Origin of the sequence: Ideonella lacteola (assembly GCF_038066555.1) — a bacterium.
Classification (GTDB): domain Bacteria; phylum Pseudomonadota; class Gammaproteobacteria; order Burkholderiales; family Burkholderiaceae_C; genus Ideonella; species Ideonella lacteola.
Map to the genome: position 1 here is coordinate 15,044 of NZ_JBBUTG010000002.1, position 18,011 is coordinate 33,054.

Consider the following 18,011-nt stretch of genomic DNA (forward strand, 5'->3'; position numbering starts at 1 on the left):
GGTGCCACCAGAACCAGCCGCCCGCGGCGTTGCAAAGCCTCGCCGGGGCCGCACCCCGGCTTCGTTTTGCGCCTTGCGCTCGACCGGTTCTGGTGGCAACGCAGCGGGGCTGCGTCGTGTGAACACGCCCTAGGGGCTCGGCGCCCCTTGCCTGCGGGAGACGCTTCTTGGCCCTCCGCTTCTAGCATCGCGCACGAATCGTCCACCCCACCCGGGCCGCCTGCGCCTCTGGCTGCGCGCCCCGGGCCATCGCAGGAGCCGACCATGCCGGCCACCCCCATCCGCTTTGCCGCCAGCCGCGACGGCGTCCGCCTCGCCTACGTGGCCGAAGGTTCCGGCCCGCCCGTGGTGAAAGCGGCGCACTGGCTGAGCCACATCGAGTTCGACACGGACAGCCCCGTCTGGCGCCATTGGCTGCGCGACTGGGCGGCCGAGCATCGCCTGTGGCGCTACGACGAGCGGGGATGCGGCTTGTCCGACCGCGCGCCGGCGGATCTCTCCTTCGAATCGTGGGTGAACGATCTCGAAGCGGTGGTCGATGCCAGCGGGCTGGAGCGGTTCGCCTTGCTGGGGGTGTCGCAAGGCGGTGCAGTGGCGCTGGCGTACGCCGCCCGGCACCCCGAGCGGGTCAGCCATCTCGTGCTCTACGGGGCTTACGCGAGGGGTCGGCTGGTGCGTGATCGGTCGCCCGCGGCGCGCGAGGAGGCCGATCTGATGCAGCGCCTGGTGCGGCTGGGATGGGGCCGCGACAACGAGGCGTTTCGGGCGCTGTTCACGGCGCAGTTCATCCCCGGCGGCACGCTGGAGCAACTGCGTTGGTTCAACGAGTTGCAGCGCCGCTCGGCCACGCCGGAAGACGCCGCGCGCTTCCTTGATGAGTTCAACCGGCTCGATGTGACGGCGCTCGCCGCCCAGGTGCGCTGCCCGACGCTGGTGCTGCACGCGCGCGACGACCAGCGGGTGCCCTTCGACGAAGGCCGGCTGCTGGCCGGGCTGATCCCGCATGCGCATTTCGTGCCGCTTGATTCGCGCAACCACGTGCTGCTCGACGAGCCTGCCTGGCCGGTGTTCATGGCCACGGTGCGCCAGTTCCTGTCGGCCGACGCGCACGCCGAGCGATCGCCTCGGCCCGGCGCTTCGGCGGGCGATTGGACACCGCGCGAGCGGCAGGTGCTCGACCTGATCGCGCGCGGCGTCGACAACGCCGGCATCGCCGATGCGCTGCGACTGAGCAGCAAGACGGTGCGCAACCACGTGTCACTGGTGTACGACAAGCTGCAGGTCCACAGCCGGGGGTCGGCGGTGGTGCGGGCACGCGAGATCGGCTTCGGCACGGTGTCGAGGGCGCCGCAACTGCGGGGTTGACACCGCTGAGCCGGGACACGTGTCCCGCCGCACGGCAACGCGGCCCGAAAAACGCTCTGGCCCCATCGCGCAGCCGGGACATCGGCCTCAAGACGATCGGGACGCCCGGCCGATGAAATCTCCCCTGGTTGTCGCGGCTGCTGATCGATGAATCACGCCGCCCAACTGCGGGGTGGCATGGGGCCGCCCTGCCACGTCGATACAGGGAGCAATCCATCATGAAATGCATCACCTCGTGGCTCGCCATCCTGGGCCTGGCCACGTCCTTCGCCACCCCCTCTGCCACCTTCGCCGCGACCGGCGCGCCGCGCATCGCGGTGACCGACGCCACCACGGTCTCGGACGGTGGTGGCGACCAGGTCGCACGCTTCGACGTGCTGGCCGTGTACGACCCGGTCTTGATCACCTGCCCGATCGACCAGCCGGACTGCAACCGCCGACAGTTCTCGTTCTGCGTGGGCTACCGCACCGTCTCCGGCAGCGCCGTGGCGCCCGGCGATTTCACGGCCGTGGATGGTCAACTCAGCCGAACGGTGGTGGTCGATGGGCCCGACCTCATCGACATCGGCACGGTGGAGGTGCCGGTTCATGGCGATGCGCTCGTCGAGGGCACCGAGCACTTCAGCCTGCAACTCTCGAACGGCGTGGGTTGCGCCAACCAAGGCAGCCTGTCGGATCCGGTGGGTGAAGCCACCATCGTCGATGGCGCCTTTGGCCGGCCCGATCTGCTCGTCAGCCGCATTGAGCTGGTCGATGGCTGCGAGATCCAGCTCACCTTGACGAACGCTGGCACGGGCGGCGTGCCGGAATCGGCCTACCACCCCACCGCCGGCGCGGTGCTTCAGATGCGGGCCGACGGTGCCGCCTGGGGTGGCCTGCGCCTGCTGGGCGCCGACCCGTCGCGCCTGTTGCAGACGCCGGGCGCCTCGGTGGTTCACCGCTGGTTCCCCGACACGCCCAACCTGCAACTCTCGGCCGGCCTGCATCAACTGGAGGCGACGATCGACCAGAACAACGTGGTGGTCGAGTCGATCGAGACCAACAACACCCGCCGCCAACGGGCGTCGTGCGTTCTGCATTGAGCCCGCAGGGCACATCGCGCCCTGCCGTGCTCAGGGCGTGATGTTGCTCGTCTGATTGGCCCAGTTCTTCGGCTGGAAGAAGATCTCGCCGCTGCCGGCCACGAAGGCCTGATGGGCTTCGGCATCGCCCTGCAGCTGGTCCATCAGCCAGGCGGTGGGGTAGCCCAGGTAGCCGTAGACGCCGTTGTGGCAGGTGGAGCCCACCAGCGCGCAATCGGGCTGGCCCATCATGTCGTTGTGGTTGGCGCCGCGCAGCGTGGCCCAGAACTTGGGCAGCGTCGACGGCATGGCGCGGTAGTACGCCGCGTTCGATTGCAGGCCCCGCGTGCCCTTGGGTTGCCGCGAGGGCGAGATCACCACATCCAGGCTGCCGTTCAGGTAGAACACCGATCCCGCACGCAGGCGGGACGGATCGGTGCAGTTGATCTCGTCGCTGCAGAAGACCTGGGCCGGCAAGGCCATCGCGATGGCGGTGCGGATCGCGCCGCCCGAATCTCGCATCGCATTGATCACGCCGGTGGCGCCTTGCGAATGCCCCATCGCGCCGATCCGGTCGACCGCGAGCGTGCCCTCGAAGGGGCTGCCGGGCCGCGTGTTCTCGGCTGCCATGAAGCGCGCCGCATCGCGGATCTCGCGCCCGGTGCCGGTGTTGGGCTGCCGCGTGGCCACCACCACGAAGCCCCAGCTGGCCAGGTGGCGCAGCAGGTAGTCGTAGTTGTACGGCGCGGTGCCGGTGCCATTGCCCCAGGTGACGATCGGGTGCTTGAAGCCACCGAGCCCGGGCGTTTCCGGCCCGTAGATGTCGAACGCATAGCCGGACGAGTCACAGCAGCCGAACGACGGGCGATGGCTCACCGCCCACGGCCCATCGGCATAGAACCGCTTCTCGATCTCACCGGTGGGCGCGTTGGGCACGGCCGAGAGGGTCGCGCCGCTGCCGGCCAGGGCCAGCGCGGCGAACAAGGTGTGCAAGAGCTTCATGGCAGGGTGTGTTGAGGTGGTGAAAGGGCAGGGTGGAAGGCGACTGGGCGGCGGCCGGCGCAGTGTCGTGAAAGCAGGCCTCGATGCCAACCCGAGATAGCGAGCACCGTGCCACGCCTTTGATTGACACTTAGATAATTCACAATTAAAGTAATTTCGACCAGCCCCAGGTGAGCGCATGAACATCGTCTGCATTGGCGGCGGCCCCGCCGGCCTGTACTTCGCACTGCTGATGAAGCAGCAGAACCCCGCCCACGACATCACCGTGGTCGAGCGCAACCGCCCTTACGACACCTTCGGGTGGGGGGTGGTGTTCTCGGACCAGACGATGGAGCACATGCGGCAGTGGGACAAGGCGACCGCCGACGAGATCGAGCAGGCCTTCAACCACTGGGACGACATCGAGCTGCACATCAAGGGGCGGGTGATCCGCTCGGGCGGCCACGGCTTCGTGGGCATCGGCCGCAAGAAGCTGCTCAACATCCTGCAGGCGCGTTGCGAAGCGCTGGGCGTGAAGCTGGTCTTCGAATCCGAAGTCGACTCGGATGCCGACTTCCCCGACGCCGACCTGATCATCGCCAGCGATGGCATCAATTCGCGGGTGCGCACCCGGCACGCCGAGGTCTTCCGGCCTGACATCGTCACCCGGCCCAACCGCTACATCTGGCTGGGCACGAAGCGCCTGTATGACGCCTTCACCTTCCTGTTCGAGAAGACCGAACACGGCTGGTTCCAGGCCCACATCTACAAGTTCGACGAGACCACCTCGACCTTCATCGTCGAGTGCCCCGAGCATGTCTGGAAGGCCCACGGGCTGGACCAGGCCACGGCGGACGAATCGGTCGCCTTCTGCGAGAAGCTCTTCGCCGACAACCTGCGCGGCGAAAGGCTGATGACCAACGCGCGCCACCTGCGCGGCTCGGCCTGGCTCAACTTCCAGCGCATCACCTGCGAGCAGTGGTCGCTCTTCAACGGCCGCAGCCACGTGGTGCTGATGGGCGATGCGGTGCACACGGCGCACTTCGCGATCGGCTCGGGCACCAAGCTGGCGTTGGAAGACGCGATCGAGCTGACCAAGCAGTTCCGCGACCACGGCAACCACATCGACGTGGGCGCCGAAGAGATCGCCGATGTGCTGAAGAACTACCAGGCCGAACGCCGCGTGGACGTGCTGCGCCTGCAGAACGCGGCGTGGAACGCGATGGAGTGGTTCGAGGCCTGCGGCGAGCGGTATTGCGACCAGCTCGAACCCGAGCAGTTCATGTACTCGATGCTGACCCGCAGCCAGCGCATCAGCCACGAGAACCTGCGCCTGCGCGACAAGCAGTGGCTCGAAGGCTACGAGCGCTGGATCGCGGCGCGCTCTGGGCTCGCCGAGCCGGCCGATCACCACGGCCCAGCCGCGTCCGCAGCCCGGGGGCGCGTTCCGCCGCCGATGTTCACGCCGTACACGGTGCGAGGGCTGACGCTGAAGAACCGCGTCGTCGTGTCGCCCATGGCCCAGTATTCAGCCGTTGACGGCATGCCCGGCGACTACCACCTGGTTCACCTGGGTGCGCGCGCGCTGGGCGGCGCGGGGCTCGTGTTCGCCGAGATGACGTGCCCCAGCCCGGATGCCCGCATCACCCCCTCGTGCCCCGGGTTGTGGAACGACGCCCAGCGCGACGCCTGGCGTCGCATCGTCGACTTCGTCCACCAGCACTCAGACGCCAAGATCGCCCTGCAGCTGGGCCATGCCGGCCCCAAGGGGTCGACGAACGAACCGTGGGTGGGAGACGGCGCCGATCGTCCGCTGGCGCACGGCAACTGGCCACTGTGGTCGGCCTCGGCGCTCGCCTACGAGCCGGGCGCCACGGACGTGCCCCGGGCGCTCACCCGCGCCGACATGGAGCGCATCCGCGATGACTTCGTCGCCGCGACGCGGCGGGCCGCCGAAGCCGGCTTCGACTGGCTCGAGCTGCACTGCGCGCACGGCTACCTGCTCTCGGCCTTCATCTCGCCGCTGACCAACCGTCGCGCGGATGACTACGGTGGCTCGCTGGCGAACCGGCTGCGCTGGCCGCTGGAGGTCTTCCAGGCGATGCGCGCCGTGTGGCCGCACGACAAGCCCATGTCGGTGCGCATCTCGGCGCACGACTGGGTCGAAGGCGGCATCACGCCCAGCGACGCGGTGCAGATCGCCCACGCCTTCAAGGCGGCGGGCGCCGACCTGATCGATTGCTCCTCCGGCCAGGTCAGCCCCGAGCAGAAGCCGGTGTATGGCCGCATGTTCCAGACACCGTTTGCCGACCGCATCCGCAACGAAGCGGGCATCGCCACCATCGCCGTGGGTGCCATCAGCGAAGCCGACCATCTGAACTCGATCATCGCCGCCGGCCGGGCCGACCTCTGCGCGGTGGCCCGCCCGCACCTGGCCAACCCGGCGTGGACGCTGCAGGAAGCCGCCAAGATCGGCTACACCGCCATCGACTGGCCGGCGCCCTACCGCTCGGGCAAATCGCAGATGGAAACGCTCATCCAGCGTGAACGTGCCGCACTGGGCGCCGCGGGCGCCGCACCGGCCACCAAGCCCCGGGGGGACGGCGCATGAGCACGGCGCAAGTTTCTTCCGGCGTGATGGACCGCCCGCATGCGCTGGTCACCGGCGCGAGCCGTGGCATTGGTGCCGCGATTGCCCGGGCCCTCGCAGCCGACGGCTGGCGCCTGACCTTGACCGCGCGTGAAGCGCCGACCGTGCTGGCCCAGGAACTGGGCGCCTTCGCGATCGGCATGGACCAGACCCAGGCCGATTCGGTCGCCGCCGCCTTCGACGCGGCGCGGGCCGCCCAGGGGCCCCTGTCGGCGCTGATCAACAACGCAGGCGCGGTCGAGACGGCGCCGTTCGCCAAGACATCGCCCGAGCTGTGGCAACGCATGCTCGATGTCAACCTGACCGGCCCGTTCCTCTGCTGCCAGGCGGCGTGGGCCGATCTGAAGGCCGCGGGGCCGCGCGGGCGCATCGTCAACATCGCGAGCACCGCCTCGCTCAAAGGTTATGCCTACGTGTCGGCCTATGTCGCGGCCAAGCATGGGGTGCTGGGCCTGACCCGCACGCTGGCACTGGAGCTGGCGAAGGACGGCGTCACGGTCAACGCCGTCTGCCCTGGCTACACCGAGACCGACATCGTGCGAGACGGCATCGCCAAGGTCGTGGCCAAGACGGGCCGCAGCGAGGCCGAGGCGCGCGCCGGCTTCACCGCGGGCAACCCGCAAGGCCGGCTGGTGCAGCCCGAAGAAGTGGCGGATACCGTGCGCTGGCTGTGCTCGCCGGCCGCCGGGTCGGTCCATGGCCAGGCGATCGCCGTGTGTGGTGGGGAGACGATGTGAGCACCAAGAAGAAGGGCGCAGCGCCCCGCCTGCTCGACGATGCGCAGATCGGGCTCGAGGCCCGCCTGGGCGACGCGGACCACCAGGCCCTGAAGGTGTGGCTGCGTCTGCTGGCCTGCACGACGCAGATCGAAACCGAGATCCGGCGCCGGCTGCGGGCGCACTTCGGCATGACGCTGGCCCGCTTCGACTACCTGGCCCAGCTGCATCGTCACCCGGAAGGCTTGCGCATGAGTGCCTTGTCGCGCTACCTGATGGTGACTGGCGGCAACGTCACGGCACTCACCGACGACCTGGAGCAAGAGGGCCTGGTGCTGCGCGAGACCGATGCCGAAGACCGCCGCTCGTTCAAGGTGGCGCTCACCCCAGCCGGCCGGCAGGCTTTCGAGCGCGTGGCGCAGGTGCACGAAGCCTGGGTCGTCGAATTGCTCGCGGGCCTCGATGGCGATCAGAAGCACCAACTGCAAGACCTGCTCGGCCGTTTGCGCGTGCACCTCGCGCAGCCCGACGCCGACGCCACCCCACCCAAGAAGGCTGCGCGCGACGCGGCCTGACTCTCAGCCTCTGAGATTCCCCAGGAGACCCCATGACTGATTCGACCGATCGGGTGGACCCGGCGCTGGCCGCCGGCAATCGCCAGGCACTGGCCGGCTACCAGGCGCGGCACTTCGGCTGGCGCGTGGCCGATGGCGTGGCCACCGTCACCCTGAACCGGCCTGAGCGCAAGAACCCGTTGACCTTTGACTCTTATGCCGAGCTGCGCGACCTGTTCGGCCAGTTGCGCTACGCCACCGATGTGCATGTGGTGGTGCTGGAGGGGGCGGGCGACAACTTCTGCTCGGGCGGCGATGTGCACGAGATCATCGGTCCGCTGATCCGCCTGAAGGCGCCCGAGTTGCTGATGTTCACCCGCATGACCGGCGATCTGGTGAAGGCGATGCGGGCGTGCCCGCAGCCGATCATCGCGGCCATCGACGGGGTGTGTGCCGGGGCGGGGGCGATTCTCGCCATGGCGTCGGACCTGCGCGTGGGCACCGCGCGCTCGAAGACGGCCTTCCTCTTCAACCGCGTGGGCCTGGCGGGCTGCGACATGGGCGCGTGCGCCATGCTGCCGCGCATCATCGGCCAGGGGCGCGCATCGGACCTGCTGTACACCGGCCGCGCACTGCCGGGCGACGAGGCCCATGCCTGGGGCTTCTTCAATCGCCTGGTGCCACCCGAGAGCCTGGGCACCGAGGCGCAGGCGTGGGCGGCCCAGATCGCGGCCGGCCCCACCTTCGCGAACGGCATCACCAAGACCATGCTCCACCAAGAATGGGCGATGACGATCGAGCAGGCGATCGAGGCCGAGGCGCAGGCCCAGGCCTTGTGCATGCTCACCGAAGACTTCGGCCGTGCCTACCGTGCCTTCGTGGCCAAGCAGAAACCCGTGTTTGAAGGCAACTGACGCCATGGACCGCACCGACTGGCCCTTCTTCGACGCACCGCACCGCGCCTTTTCGACCGCGCTCGACGCCTGGGCTGCGGCCCACGTGCGCGATGTGCACGGCGACCACGATGTCGACGCAGCCTGCCGTCAGCTCGTGCGTCAACTGGGTGACGCCGGCTGGCTGAAACACGCGGTCGCCGGCCGCGAGTACGGCGGTGCGGGCGAGACGATCGACACCCGCACGATCTGCCTGGCCCGCGAGACGCTGGCACGCCACAACGGCCTGGCCGATTTCGCTTTCGCGATGCAGGGGCTGGGCTCGGGCGCGATCTCGTTGGCGGGCACGCCGGCGCAGAAGGCCCGCTGGCTGCCCCGGGTCGCTTCGGGTGATGCGATCGCCGCTTTCGCGCTCTCCGAGCCCGATGCCGGCTCGGATGTGGCCGCCATGCAGTGCGTGGCCCGCATCGAGGGCGATGTCGCCATCCTCGATGGCGAGAAGACCTGGATCTCCAACGGCGGCATTGCCGATGTGTACGTCGTGTTCGTGAGGACGGGCGAGGCACCCGGATCGCGCGGCCTCTCGGCATTTGTCGTCGAGGCGGGCACGCCGGGTTTCGAGATCGCCGAGCGAATCGACGTGATCGCGCCGCATCCGCTGGCACGGCTGCGCTTCTCGGGCTGCCGCGTGCCCCTCGGCCACCGCATCGGCGAGGCGGGCGAAGGCTTCAAGGTGGCGATGCGCACGCTGGACGTGTTCCGCACCAGCGTCGCCGCGGCGGCGTTGGGCTTCGGCCGGCGAGCGATGGACGAAGGGCTGGAACGCGCCCGCACGCGCCCGATGTTCGGCGGTGTGCTGGGCGATTTCCAGCTCACCCAGGCCAAGCTGGCCGAGATGGCCACCACGCTCGATGCGGCGGCCTTGCTCGTCTACCGCGCCGCCTGGCAGAGAGACCAGGGCCAGAACGTGACCCGCGAGGCGGCAATGGCCAAGATGTTTGCCACCGAAGGCGCGCAGCAGGTGATCGACGCCGCGGTGCAGATGTGGGGTGGCCGCGGTGTGCGCAGCGGCGAGACGGTCGAGCGGCTGTACCGCGAGATCCGAGCCTTGCGCATCTACGAAGGTGCCACCGAAGTGCAGCAGCTCATCATCGGCCGCGACGTTCTGAAGAACGGCTGAGAGCCCGCCCCCACCTGCTGGCTTCGCCGGCTGGGTCAGGCCGCGTCGTCGGCCGGCGAGTCCGCCAGGAAGCCCACTTCCTCGACCAGGAAGTCGGTCAGAGCCTGCCAGGCCGGCTGTTGGGCCATCGGTCGACTGCACACCAGCCAATAGGCGCCCCGCGCGGGGATGCTGAGGGCGAAGGGCCGCACCAGGCGCCCGGCCAGGAGGTCTTCTTCGATCAAGGGCAGGTGGCCCAGGGCCAGCCCATGTCCGGCCGCGGCCGCCATCATCAAGGCGTTGCTGTCGTCGATCAACTGCCCTCGGCGCACGGGGGTGTCGGGCGCGCCGGCACGCTCCATCCAGCGCTCCCAATCGACGAAGCTGTCTTCGTGCAGCAGGGGGTAGTGGCGCACATCGGCCGGCGTGGCCAGCGGCTGGTCAGGGCGGATCAGCGATGGCGCACAGACGGGGCTGAGTGACAGGCCAAACAGTGGCCGAGAGACGGTCCGCGGGCTTTGCGGCCGCTCTCGAGACCACAGCACCGCCGCCTCAATCTGGCCCTGGGCTCGCAGGTTCGAACTGCGTTCGTGGTTCAGATGCAGCTCGATGTCGGGATGCCGCTCGCGAAACCGGGGCAACCGGGGGATCAGCCAGCGGCTGGAGAAGGTGGGCGTCACCGACAGCCGCAGGCTGTGGGTGCCTGCGCCGCCGGCCTTGAGTTGTTCGAGGACAGCGTCGATGCGGGCGAACGATTCGGTCAGCTCTGCCAGAAGACGCTCACCCGCCGGCAGCAGGCGGATCTGGCGCTGGCTCCGCTCGAACAAGGGCTGGCCGAGTGCCGTCTCCAGCGCGCGAACCTGGTGGCTGACGGCGCCCTGGGTGACGCACAGTTCGGCCGCCGCTTCGGTGAATGACAGCTTCCGTGCAGCTGCCTCGAAGTAGCGCAAACCATTGAGGTGGCGCAGGTGGCGTCGCATGGCCGGCGTTCTCGTGGCAAGGTCGTTCAACGCACGGGAGGCACCTGGCGCCAGAGGCGGCAGGCGCCCTTGCGGAGAGAGGACATTCAGGCCGGCCACCGGGCTGTGGACGGCTGGTCGGCATTGTGGCTCCGCGTGCGGGGCCGGGTTGGCCACGCACGCGAAGACGTGCACGCTCGATCAGGGCTTGGCGACTTGGTCTTTCACCCACGGCCCGAGCACGGCCAAGCGTGAGTAGACGCCATACAGATCGGGCTGGGCGCAACCGATGCCCCAGCTCACGACGCCCACCTGCAGGCGGAACTCGCCGCTGCTGTCCTTGGCCACCAGCGGCCCACCAGAATCGCCGCCGCAGGTATCCTTGCCGCCTTCCTTGAAGCCGGCGCACAGCATCGTGTTGGTGATGGCGCCGTCGTACGAGTCGGACGAGTTGCACACCTCGCGGTCGACGATGGGCAGCCGCACATTCAGCAGCTTTTCGGGGTAGGGCGGGTTGGACTGGGTCGAGCCCCAGCCCATGCCCCAGGTCGGTTTGCCGGTGGCGGCGTGCTTGTTCTCTTCCTTCAAGGTGGTGGCGAAGGCGACGGGCTCGATGTCGTTGACCTCTTCGGTGAGGCGGATCACCGCCACGTCCGAATCGGTGGTGTCCTCGTTCCAGTCGGGGTGCACGGTGATCGAGGCGATGTTGATGCGGCGGCCGCCTTGCGTCAGGTCTTGGGTGCCGACAAGCACTTGTGTGTTCTTCGCGGTGGCACCGGTCAGCGTGATGCAGTGGGCCGCGGTGAGGATGTCGCGCTTGCTGATCAGCGACGCGCCGCAGAACCGCGAGTCGAAGTTGTCGGCGATGCGCTTTTCCATCAGGCTGGCCATGAAGGGCCACCGGCCATCCTTGGCCGGCTTGCCGCCGACCACTTCCGGTTGCGCGTCCTGGACGGGGCCGCCGTGGCGCGCCGACAGCTGCGCCTGGTACGCCTCGACTTGCTCGCGCATCGTGCCGGCCTGGGCCAGGACCGGCAGCAGGCCCGCCGAGCCGAGCATGGCGGCGCCGAGAGCAGTGCGGCCAACCGAGCGCCCAGCCCTGCGCCCCAAGGCGTTCTTCAGATGAGTGGGTTTCATGGTGTCTCCTTCCTTGTGGGAGGCCGGGCGGACTCAGGAGCAAGCCAAGCCGCCGCAGCCGATGTAAGGCGGTGATCGCCTCGCGAGCCGGAATCATGATGCATGCGGCGCTTTGCCAACAACGTCACAGATCGTCAGTAACCACGCGGCCTTCTCACATGAAGCCAGCTCATGAGTCCGGGCGATTCTTTTCGCTTGTTCGGGCCTCCGATGTCGACTCGAATCGCGCTCACCCCGCTGCCCCCGCTTCGGCCCCAGAAAGGCCCGAGTCCTTGGTGCGCAGGGCGCGTTCCTTAAGAGCCATGACGAGGAGACAAATTGAAGACTTTCCCCAGAGTTGGGTCGCCCAGAAGGCTGGCGACCGCCTCCATCGGTTTGATGCTGCTGTCGCAGGCAGCGATCGCGTGGGCATCGGCCCCTGACCGTGAGCCCGGTGATGCACGCCGGGCACCGATTCACGCCAACCCGGGTTGGCCCCAGGCCGGCGAGCATGTGTCGAAGGCCGCGAGGCCGCCTGCGCTGCTGCCTTTGCGACGGGCGGACGATTTCGTGCCCAACCGGCTGGAGATCGGCCAGTCGCCGAGCGAGGTGGTGCTGCCGGTGTCCGCACGCGTGAAGGCCGCGCGCGAGGTGCAGCGCTCGGGCCGCTTCCGAGCTGAGGGCGTCGGCCCGGCCGGTGCGTCCTGCACCGGGACCGATTTCGTCGGGAAGACCGGCTCGGCGCTGATCTCGTTCATCGATGCGGCCGACCTGACGGCGTGCATGTACAGCCTCTACTACGGCAGTGCGAACGACTACCGCACGGTGTTCAGCAACGCCAACATCATCACCGTGGCCGATGAGCTCAAAGCGCGGTCGGTGAGTTACCAGGGCAACGACAGCAACCACTCCATGAACCTGCTGTCGTTCTTGCGGACGGCGGGCTACTGGCGCTTCATGAGCAAGGAGGGCGACAAGGCCAACAACATCCCGCCGGGAGACCCGACCATGATGTCGCGGGCCCTGGCGGCGATGATGCAGCTCATCGCCTCGCCCCACTTCTTCGACAAGACGGAAGACAACGCCTACTTTGTCAGCGAGGTCTACAAGACGACGCCCTCGGGCTGGGCGCTGTCGTATGCGCCGTCCGCCAAGAAGTGGATCGATCAGGTCACCCCCAGCACGCCGGCCGTCGGCTACTGGACCAATGAAGCGATCGTGTCGGCCATGAACGTCTTCTACCTGGGCTCTTACCAGGCCGATTACGTGAACGTGGTGCAGAACGACGTCAGCTATGCCAAGAGCTTCGACGCCTTCCTGACGCGCAACATGGGCCTGCTGGGCACCGAAGACAGCTACCACCAGGCCAACGCGATGGGCGAGCTGATCCGCTTCGTGCAGTACACGCCGCAGAGCGCCCAGGTGCGTGCCATGGCCACGGCGCAGATGCCGAACTTCCCGGTCACGCAGGACACGACGATCGATGTGTGGATACGCGCATCGGGCATGGTCGACTACTACGACAGCGCCAACTGCGCCGCCTACGGCACCTGCAACGGGCAGGACACGGTGGCGGCACTGAAGCTGCCGATCCGCTACGAGTGCGGCACACAGTACGTCATCCGCTCGCAGGCGATGACCTCGTCTCAGCTCAGCTCGACCTGCACGTCGGTCACGCAGGAGTCGAAGTACTTCCATGGCCTGGTCGGCACGAGAAAGGGCAAGCCGGTCGCCAATGACAAGAACAAGACGCTGGAGCTGGTGGTGTTCGACAACTACACCGAGTACGCCCGCTTCTCAGGCTTTCTCTTCGGCAACGACACCAACAACGGCGGCATCTACCTGGAAGGCACCCCGTCGCAGAAGGGCAACCAGGCCCGGTTCCTGGCCTACCGGGCCGACTGGCTCTCGAACTTCGAGATCTGGAACCTGAACCACGAGTTCGCGCACTACCTGGACGGCCGCTACAACATGTGGGGTGGTTTCGGCGACTATCCGCTGGACGTGGGCGGCGGCCGGCAGTCGTCGGTGTGGTGGATCGAGGGCTTCGCCGAGTACATGTCGTATTCGTACCGCCGCCAGTACTACGCGGACGCGACCTCCAGGGCGCAGACGGCGCCTGTGGCCTTGAGCGAGGTGATGCGCAACACCTACGACAGCGGTGCGACCCGGGTCTACAACTGGGGCTACCTGGCGGCGCGCTACATCCTGGAGCGACAACCCCAAGAGCAGAAGACCTTCTTGCCGATGATGCGCATGGGCGATTACGACCAGTACAGCACGTACATCAAGGGTCTGGGCACCTCACTGGACAAGGACTTCTCGGAGTGGCTGACCCAGTGCGTGAGTGGGGGCGACCGGACGTCGGCACGCTGCGTCAGCAAGGGCGAGGGGACCAAGCCGCTGCTGGATCCCACGGCCATCGGCCCCTGCGTGATGGCGCGCAACGATGCGCTGGACAACGGCTGCTCGCGCGAATTGACCAAGGCGGGCGTGCTGTCGTTCTACATCTCGAACGACGACTTCACCAAGACGATCTTCAAGCTCAGCCGGATCGGCGGAAGTGTCGATCTCTATGCGAGGGCAGGTTCCTGGCCGACCACCTCGAACTACGACGTCAAGGTGCAAAGCACCGGGCAGGATGTGTCGCTCACCCTGCCGAACAAGGGCTATGGCTTCTCGTATGTGATGGCCGTTCCGAAGAGCGGCTTCACCCAGGCGACCTTGCGCGGCATGTTCAGCGAGCTGCCGTTCCCGCCGGGGTCGCAGGCCTTGCACTGCATCGATTCGATGAGCAGCCTGCTGGCCCAGGCTTGCACCCGCTGACCCTGGCGTGACGCCCGTCGCCCGACGGGGCGACACACCCCGGCCCGGCCGGCGTTGCACACGCCGCCGGGGCCGGGGCACTTGGGGGTACGCGGGTGGTGGGGGTGGCGTCAGGCCGCCACGCCGACCATCAACTTGGCTGAGTAGCCCAGGTCCACCGAGCCCTTCACCTTCGCCATCTGCAGCGAGGTGCCGTCGCTGAACACGTTGTCATGCGCGAAGTCGGGCACCGAAGTGTTCTGGCCACGGGCGGCGTACAGCGGGGAGGCGTAGACCGTCTTGGTCACCGATTGCGGGAAGGCCAGCTGCGAGGTGGCCGTGGCCGAGCCGCCGGTGTTCGCGTTCAGGTAGACCTGGAAGTGGATGTGGGTGATGCGGCCGGCGTACCAACCGGGGTAGACGAGGTCGAAGTGCACCGCGCCCTTGGTGTTGGTGAGCTGGATGCCGCGCATGAAGGTCTGACCACGGGTGTCGTGGCCGGGCTGCTGGTAGCCGGAGTACACGCCATCCTTGTCGCAACACCAGATGTAGACCGCGGCGTTGCCGATGGGTGCGCACGACTTGTTCACGTTGACCAGCTTCAGCGTCAGGGCGAGCGGCACGCCCGTTTTGCCTTCGGTGATGTCGCGCCGCATCATCGTGTCGTCGTCCAGCACGCTCAGCAGCGGGTAAGGCCCGGCGGTTTCCTGGGGGATGAGGGCGCAGCTGCGTGCGGCGGCGTAGTCCAGCGCGTCGTACTGCTCGGCCCAGGTGTCTGCTGCATTCGCCACGCCGGGCAGCCCGATCAGCGGCACGGCCGACAGGGCGCCCAGGGCACCGAGCGCTTCGCGTCGGGTGGGCAGGTCGGGGGAATCCTGGCGATCAAAGTCCTGTGACATGGCGCGTCTCCTTGCGTTGGCTGTGGAGCGCTCAGTCTCGAGGCCCCCTCTTGCTGAAGCGTGAACGCTACCGCGCAGGCCTGACATACCAGGTGACCGGGCGCTTCAGCTTGTGACGCCGCGTGAGTCCTGGGGGTGCAACCGGCAGGCGTGCTGGCTGGTGCCGCGCTCCAGTTGCAAGGTGCAGTGATGGATCTTGAAACGTTGTTCGAGCTGCCGGTCGACCTCGTCGAAGAAGGCGTCGCCCGGGGTGCCCTCGGGGATCACCAGGTGGGCGGTGAGGGCGGTTTCGGTGGTCGACAGCGGCCAGATGTGCAGGTCGTGAACATCGGTCACGCCGGGCAGGCTGGCAAGGTAAGACCGCACTGCGCGTGCATCGACATGCGGTGGCACGGCGCCCAGGGCGAGATCGAGCGATTCGCGCAGCAGGCCCCAGGTGCTCCACAGGATGACCGCCACGATGCCCAGGCTGATCAGCGGATCGACCAGGTACCAGCCGGTCTGCCGCATGACCAGCCCACCCACCACCACGCCGAGCGACACGGCAGCATCCGCTGCCAGGTGCAGGAAGGCGCCGCGCAGGTTGAGATCGTGTTCGCTGCCCTTGGCGAACAGCCAGGCCGACAGCCCGTTGACGACGATGCCGATCGCCGCCACCGCCATCACCACGTCGGCGGCCACGGCAGGTGGCTCGGCAAACCGGCGCACGGCCTCCCAGCCGATACCGCCGCAGGCCACCAGCAGCAAGGTGGCGTTGGCCAGCGCGGCCAGGATCGAGCTGCCGCGCAGGCCGAAGGTGAAACGCTCGCTGGGGGCGCGGCGCGACAGCAGGGCGGCGCCCCAGGCGAGCGCCAGCCCCAGCACGTCCGAGAGGTTGTGCCCGGCATCGGCCATCAAGGCGGTCGAGTTGGCCCACACGCCGTAGCCGAACTCGACGGCCACGAACACGCTGTTCAGCACGATGGCCACGGCGAAGGCGCGGCCGGCGTTGTGGGGATCACCGTGGGCATGGCCGTGATGGCCGTGGCCGTGGTGATCGTGGGCGCTGCCGTGGGCGTCGTGACCGTGGTCGTGATCGTCGTGGTCGTGGTGCCCGTGCTCGTGCTCGTGCTTGTGGGCGTGCGCGTGCGCGTGGCCGCAGGCGGGGCCGTGCGTGTGGCCTTCGTGGCGATGTCCCGGGGGGTGGTCGTGGGCAGAGTGGTCGTGCGAGGGCATGAATCCAGTGTCCCATGGGGTGCGGGTGTGCGGGGAGATGTCCGTATCCGGCGAGCGGGTGCGGCGTGCTTCGGGCAGCATCCGACCCTGACCATTCTTTGGGAGACGACATGTCCATGACCACCGTGGCCGACAAGGCCGCCCTCTTTCGGCAACTGCATGCGCGATCGGGGGTGTTCGTGATGCCCAACCCGTGGGATGCCGGCTCGGCCAAGCTGCTGGCAGGGCTGGGGTTCGAGGCGCTGGCCACGTCGAGCGCCGCATCCGCCATGTCGATGGGCCGCACCGATTACCAACTGACGCTTGACGACGCGCTGGCGCATGCCCGGGCCATCGTCGAGGCGACCGATCTGCCCGTCTCGGCCGACCTGGAGAACGGCTTCGGCCACGCGCCGGAGGTGGTGGCGCAGACCATCCGCCTCGCGGGCGAGGTGGGCCTCGCCGGTGGCTCGATCGAAGATGCCAGCCAGCAGGCCGGCGAGCCGATCTATCCGTTGAGCCAGGCGGCCGAGCGGGTGGCGGCGGCAGTGGAGGCCGCCCGCTCGATGGGGCGCCCTTTCACCCTCACGGCGCGTGCCGAGAATTTCCTGAACGGCCGCCCGGATCTGGACGACACGATCCGCCGCCTACAGGCCTTCGAGGCCGCCGGTGCGGATGTGTTGTTCGCGCCGGGCCTGCCCAGCCTCGACGCGGTCAAGACGGTGTGCAGCGCGGTCGCCAAGCCGGTCAGCTTCATGGTGGGCATCCCGGGCAAGTCGTTCAGCGTGGCCGAGCTGGAAGCCGCCGGCGTCAAGCGCATCAGCCTGGCCACGTCGCTGTACCGCGCCGCGATGAACGGCCTGAAGGCGGCGGCGGAGGAGATCCGCCGCGACGGGACCTTCGGCTACCTGAGCCTGCGCTGATCGGCCGGCGCTGGTGAGCCGGCGCAGATCAGCCCGCGCAGATCAGCCGGCGTGGGTGGCCGGGGCCGGCCGCGCCGGCACCTGGGTACGCTGGCGCCACGCGTTTCGAAGGCGCCAGCCGAGCAACAGTCCGACGATCGACGCGTAGACGGCGACCTCGCCGTACAGGTGCTTGCCCGAACGCATCCAGAAGAAGTGCAGGATGGCCAGAACCGCGATCGCGTAGATCGCCCGGTGCAGCGCCTGCCAGCGACGGCCCCCCAAGGCCTTGATCGCCCGGTTGAACGACGTGGCTGCCAGCGGCAGCAGCAGCAGCCAGGCCAGCGTGCCCACCAGGATGAACGGGCGCTTGGCCACATCCTTCAGCAGTGCGTCGATCTCCAGCCCTTGGTCGAGCCAGGCGTAGGCCAGCCAGTGCAAGGTGCCGTAGATGAAGGTGGCCACGCCGATGGCGCGGCGGTGCCGCAGCAGCTGATGCCAGCCCGTCCACTGCCGCAACGGGGTGATGGCGAGCGTGAGCACCAGGCCGCGCAGCGTCCAGTCGCCCAGGCCGCGGATCAGCGCTTCGGCCGGGTTGGCGCCCAGCTTGTCGTTGATCGCGCCCCACAGCAGCCATGCCAAGGGCAGCGCCAGCAGCGTCCACAGCACCGGCTTGGTCGCCTTGTGGGCCAGCAGCCGGTTCACGAGCGTCGATGGTCCAGTCATCGAATGAGGGCAGCGAGCCGAACAGAGCGCG

15 protein-coding genes are annotated in these 18,011 nt (G+C 68.3%); 9 read left to right on the forward strand and 6 right to left on the reverse strand.

What is annotated here, in order from left to right:
- Nucleotides 1–264 precede the first annotated feature (264 nt).
- Both AACH06_RS03545 and AACH06_RS03550 read left to right on the forward strand, forming a co-directional pair.
- Complete coding sequence (locus AACH06_RS03545; RefSeq protein ID WP_341424244.1) at nucleotides 265–1,365, forward strand: alpha/beta fold hydrolase; 1,101 nt, start codon at nucleotides 265–267, stop codon at nucleotides 1,363–1,365.
- A gap of 218 nt (nucleotides 1,366–1,583) precedes the next feature.
- A complete protein-coding gene (locus AACH06_RS03550) occupies nucleotides 1,584–2,447 on the forward strand; it encodes a Calx-beta domain-containing protein (RefSeq protein WP_341424245.1) in 864 nt (287 codons plus the stop codon).
- A 30-nt stretch (nucleotides 2,448–2,477) separates the two neighbouring features.
- On the opposite strand, the gene AACH06_RS03555 is transcribed toward AACH06_RS03550, so the two are convergent.
- Nucleotides 2,478–3,428 (reverse strand): alpha/beta hydrolase, encoded by a 951-nt coding sequence (locus AACH06_RS03555; RefSeq protein ID WP_341424246.1) that lies wholly within the window; start codon nucleotides 3,426–3,428, stop codon nucleotides 2,478–2,480.
- Between the two features lie 178 nt (nucleotides 3,429–3,606).
- Here AACH06_RS03555 and AACH06_RS03560 point away from each other — a divergent pair, with 178 nt between their 5' ends.
- The 5 genes from AACH06_RS03560 to AACH06_RS03580 are packed head-to-tail and all read left to right on the forward strand — an operon-like array spanning nucleotide 3,607 to nucleotide 9,400.
- The gene (locus tag AACH06_RS03560) at nucleotides 3,607–6,018 is read left to right on the forward strand and encodes a bifunctional salicylyl-CoA 5-hydroxylase/oxidoreductase (protein WP_341424247.1); all 2,412 of its coding nucleotides are present in this window, start codon (nucleotides 3,607–3,609) and stop codon (nucleotides 6,016–6,018) included.
- The gene (locus AACH06_RS03565) at nucleotides 6,015–6,794 is read left to right on the forward strand and encodes an SDR family NAD(P)-dependent oxidoreductase (RefSeq protein ID WP_341424249.1); all 780 of its coding nucleotides are present in this window, start codon (nucleotides 6,015–6,017) and stop codon (nucleotides 6,792–6,794) included. Before AACH06_RS03560 ends, AACH06_RS03565 begins: the two co-directional genes overlap by 4 nt.
- Entirely contained in the window at nucleotides 6,791–7,348 is a 558-nt protein-coding gene (locus AACH06_RS03570) for a MarR family winged helix-turn-helix transcriptional regulator (protein WP_341424251.1), read from the forward strand. The genes AACH06_RS03565 and AACH06_RS03570 overlap by 4 nt, the downstream gene beginning before the upstream one ends.
- A 32-nt stretch (nucleotides 7,349–7,380) precedes the next feature.
- Nucleotides 7,381–8,241: an enoyl-CoA hydratase family protein gene (locus tag AACH06_RS03575; RefSeq protein ID WP_341424252.1), complete on the forward strand. Its 861-nt coding sequence runs from the start codon at nucleotides 7,381–7,383 to the stop codon at nucleotides 8,239–8,241.
- 4 nt (nucleotides 8,242–8,245) lie between these two features.
- Nucleotides 8,246–9,400, forward strand: a complete 1,155-nt coding sequence (locus AACH06_RS03580) for an acyl-CoA dehydrogenase family protein (protein ID WP_341424253.1) — start codon at nucleotides 8,246–8,248, stop codon at nucleotides 9,398–9,400.
- A gap of 35 nt (nucleotides 9,401–9,435) precedes the next feature.
- Here AACH06_RS03580 and AACH06_RS03585 read toward each other — a convergent pair whose 3' ends face one another.
- Together AACH06_RS03585 and AACH06_RS03590 are read right to left on the reverse strand one after the other, a co-directional pair.
- The gene (locus AACH06_RS03585; RefSeq protein WP_341424254.1) at nucleotides 9,436–10,359 is read right to left on the reverse strand and encodes a LysR substrate-binding domain-containing protein; all 924 of its coding nucleotides are present in this window, start codon (nucleotides 10,357–10,359) and stop codon (nucleotides 9,436–9,438) included.
- Nucleotides 10,360–10,539: 180 nt separating this feature from the next.
- Nucleotides 10,540–11,475 carry a serine protease gene (locus AACH06_RS03590; protein ID WP_341424255.1) on the reverse strand — a complete coding sequence of 312 codons (936 nt, stop codon included), beginning with the start codon at nucleotides 11,473–11,475 and terminating at the stop codon, nucleotides 10,540–10,542.
- 378 nt (nucleotides 11,476–11,853) lie between these two features.
- Here AACH06_RS03590 and AACH06_RS03595 point away from each other — a divergent pair, with 378 nt between their 5' ends.
- Nucleotides 11,854–14,280, forward strand: a complete 2,427-nt coding sequence (locus AACH06_RS03595) for a collagenase (RefSeq protein WP_341424256.1) — start codon at nucleotides 11,854–11,856, stop codon at nucleotides 14,278–14,280.
- A gap of 110 nt (nucleotides 14,281–14,390) precedes the next feature.
- Here AACH06_RS03595 and AACH06_RS03600 read toward each other — a convergent pair whose 3' ends face one another.
- Nucleotides 14,391–15,158, reverse strand: coding sequence for an intradiol ring-cleavage dioxygenase (locus AACH06_RS03600; protein ID WP_341424257.1), 768 nt, complete (start codon nucleotides 15,156–15,158; stop codon nucleotides 14,391–14,393).
- A gap of 105 nt (nucleotides 15,159–15,263) precedes the next feature.
- A complete protein-coding gene (locus AACH06_RS03605) occupies nucleotides 15,264–16,373 on the reverse strand; it encodes a cation diffusion facilitator family transporter (protein WP_341424258.1) in 1,110 nt (369 codons plus the stop codon).
- Nucleotides 16,374–16,483: 110 nt separating this feature from the next.
- Here AACH06_RS03605 and AACH06_RS03610 point away from each other — a divergent pair, with 110 nt between their 5' ends.
- Entirely contained in the window at nucleotides 16,484–17,275 is a 792-nt protein-coding gene (locus AACH06_RS03610; protein ID WP_341424259.1) for an isocitrate lyase/PEP mutase family protein, read from the forward strand.
- Between the two features lie 42 nt (nucleotides 17,276–17,317).
- On the opposite strand, the gene AACH06_RS03615 is transcribed toward AACH06_RS03610, so the two are convergent.
- Nucleotides 17,318–17,980 carry a protein-methionine-sulfoxide reductase heme-binding subunit MsrQ gene (locus AACH06_RS03615; protein ID WP_341424260.1) on the reverse strand — a complete coding sequence of 221 codons (663 nt, stop codon included), beginning with the start codon at nucleotides 17,978–17,980 and terminating at the stop codon, nucleotides 17,318–17,320.
- Nucleotides 17,981–18,011 lie beyond the last annotated feature (31 nt).

What these genes read in the sequence shown, in the direction of transcription:
- AACH06_RS03605 (WP_341424258.1), bottom strand. Translation starts at nt 16,373, where the DNA reads ATGCCCTCGCACGACCACTCTGCCCACGACCACCCCCCGGGACATCGC.
- AACH06_RS03595 (WP_341424256.1), top strand. Translation starts at nt 11,854, where the DNA reads ATGCTGCTGTCGCAGGCAGCGATCGCGTGGGCATCGGCCCCTGACCGT.
- AACH06_RS03550 (WP_341424245.1), top strand. Translation starts at nt 1,584, where the DNA reads ATGAAATGCATCACCTCGTGGCTCGCCATCCTGGGCCTGGCCACGTCC.
- AACH06_RS03580 (WP_341424253.1), top strand. Translation starts at nt 8,246, where the DNA reads ATGGACCGCACCGACTGGCCCTTCTTCGACGCACCGCACCGCGCCTTT.
- AACH06_RS03610 (WP_341424259.1), top strand. Translation starts at nt 16,484, where the DNA reads ATGTCCATGACCACCGTGGCCGACAAGGCCGCCCTCTTTCGGCAACTG.
- AACH06_RS03590 (WP_341424255.1), bottom strand. Translation starts at nt 11,475, where the DNA reads ATGAAACCCACTCATCTGAAGAACGCCTTGGGGCGCAGGGCTGGGCGC.
- AACH06_RS03615 (WP_341424260.1), bottom strand. Translation starts at nt 17,980, where the DNA reads ATGACTGGACCATCGACGCTCGTGAACCGGCTGCTGGCCCACAAGGCG.
- AACH06_RS03565 (WP_341424249.1), top strand. Translation starts at nt 6,015, where the DNA reads ATGAGCACGGCGCAAGTTTCTTCCGGCGTGATGGACCGCCCGCATGCG.
- AACH06_RS03545 (WP_341424244.1), top strand. Translation starts at nt 265, where the DNA reads ATGCCGGCCACCCCCATCCGCTTTGCCGCCAGCCGCGACGGCGTCCGC.
- AACH06_RS03555 (WP_341424246.1), bottom strand. Translation starts at nt 3,428, where the DNA reads ATGAAGCTCTTGCACACCTTGTTCGCCGCGCTGGCCCTGGCCGGCAGC.
- AACH06_RS03560 (WP_341424247.1), top strand. Translation starts at nt 3,607, where the DNA reads ATGAACATCGTCTGCATTGGCGGCGGCCCCGCCGGCCTGTACTTCGCA.
- AACH06_RS03600 (WP_341424257.1), bottom strand. Translation starts at nt 15,158, where the DNA reads ATGTCACAGGACTTTGATCGCCAGGATTCCCCCGACCTGCCCACCCGA.
- AACH06_RS03575 (WP_341424252.1), top strand. Translation starts at nt 7,381, where the DNA reads ATGACTGATTCGACCGATCGGGTGGACCCGGCGCTGGCCGCCGGCAAT.
- AACH06_RS03585 (WP_341424254.1), bottom strand. Translation starts at nt 10,359, where the DNA reads ATGCGACGCCACCTGCGCCACCTCAATGGTTTGCGCTACTTCGAGGCA.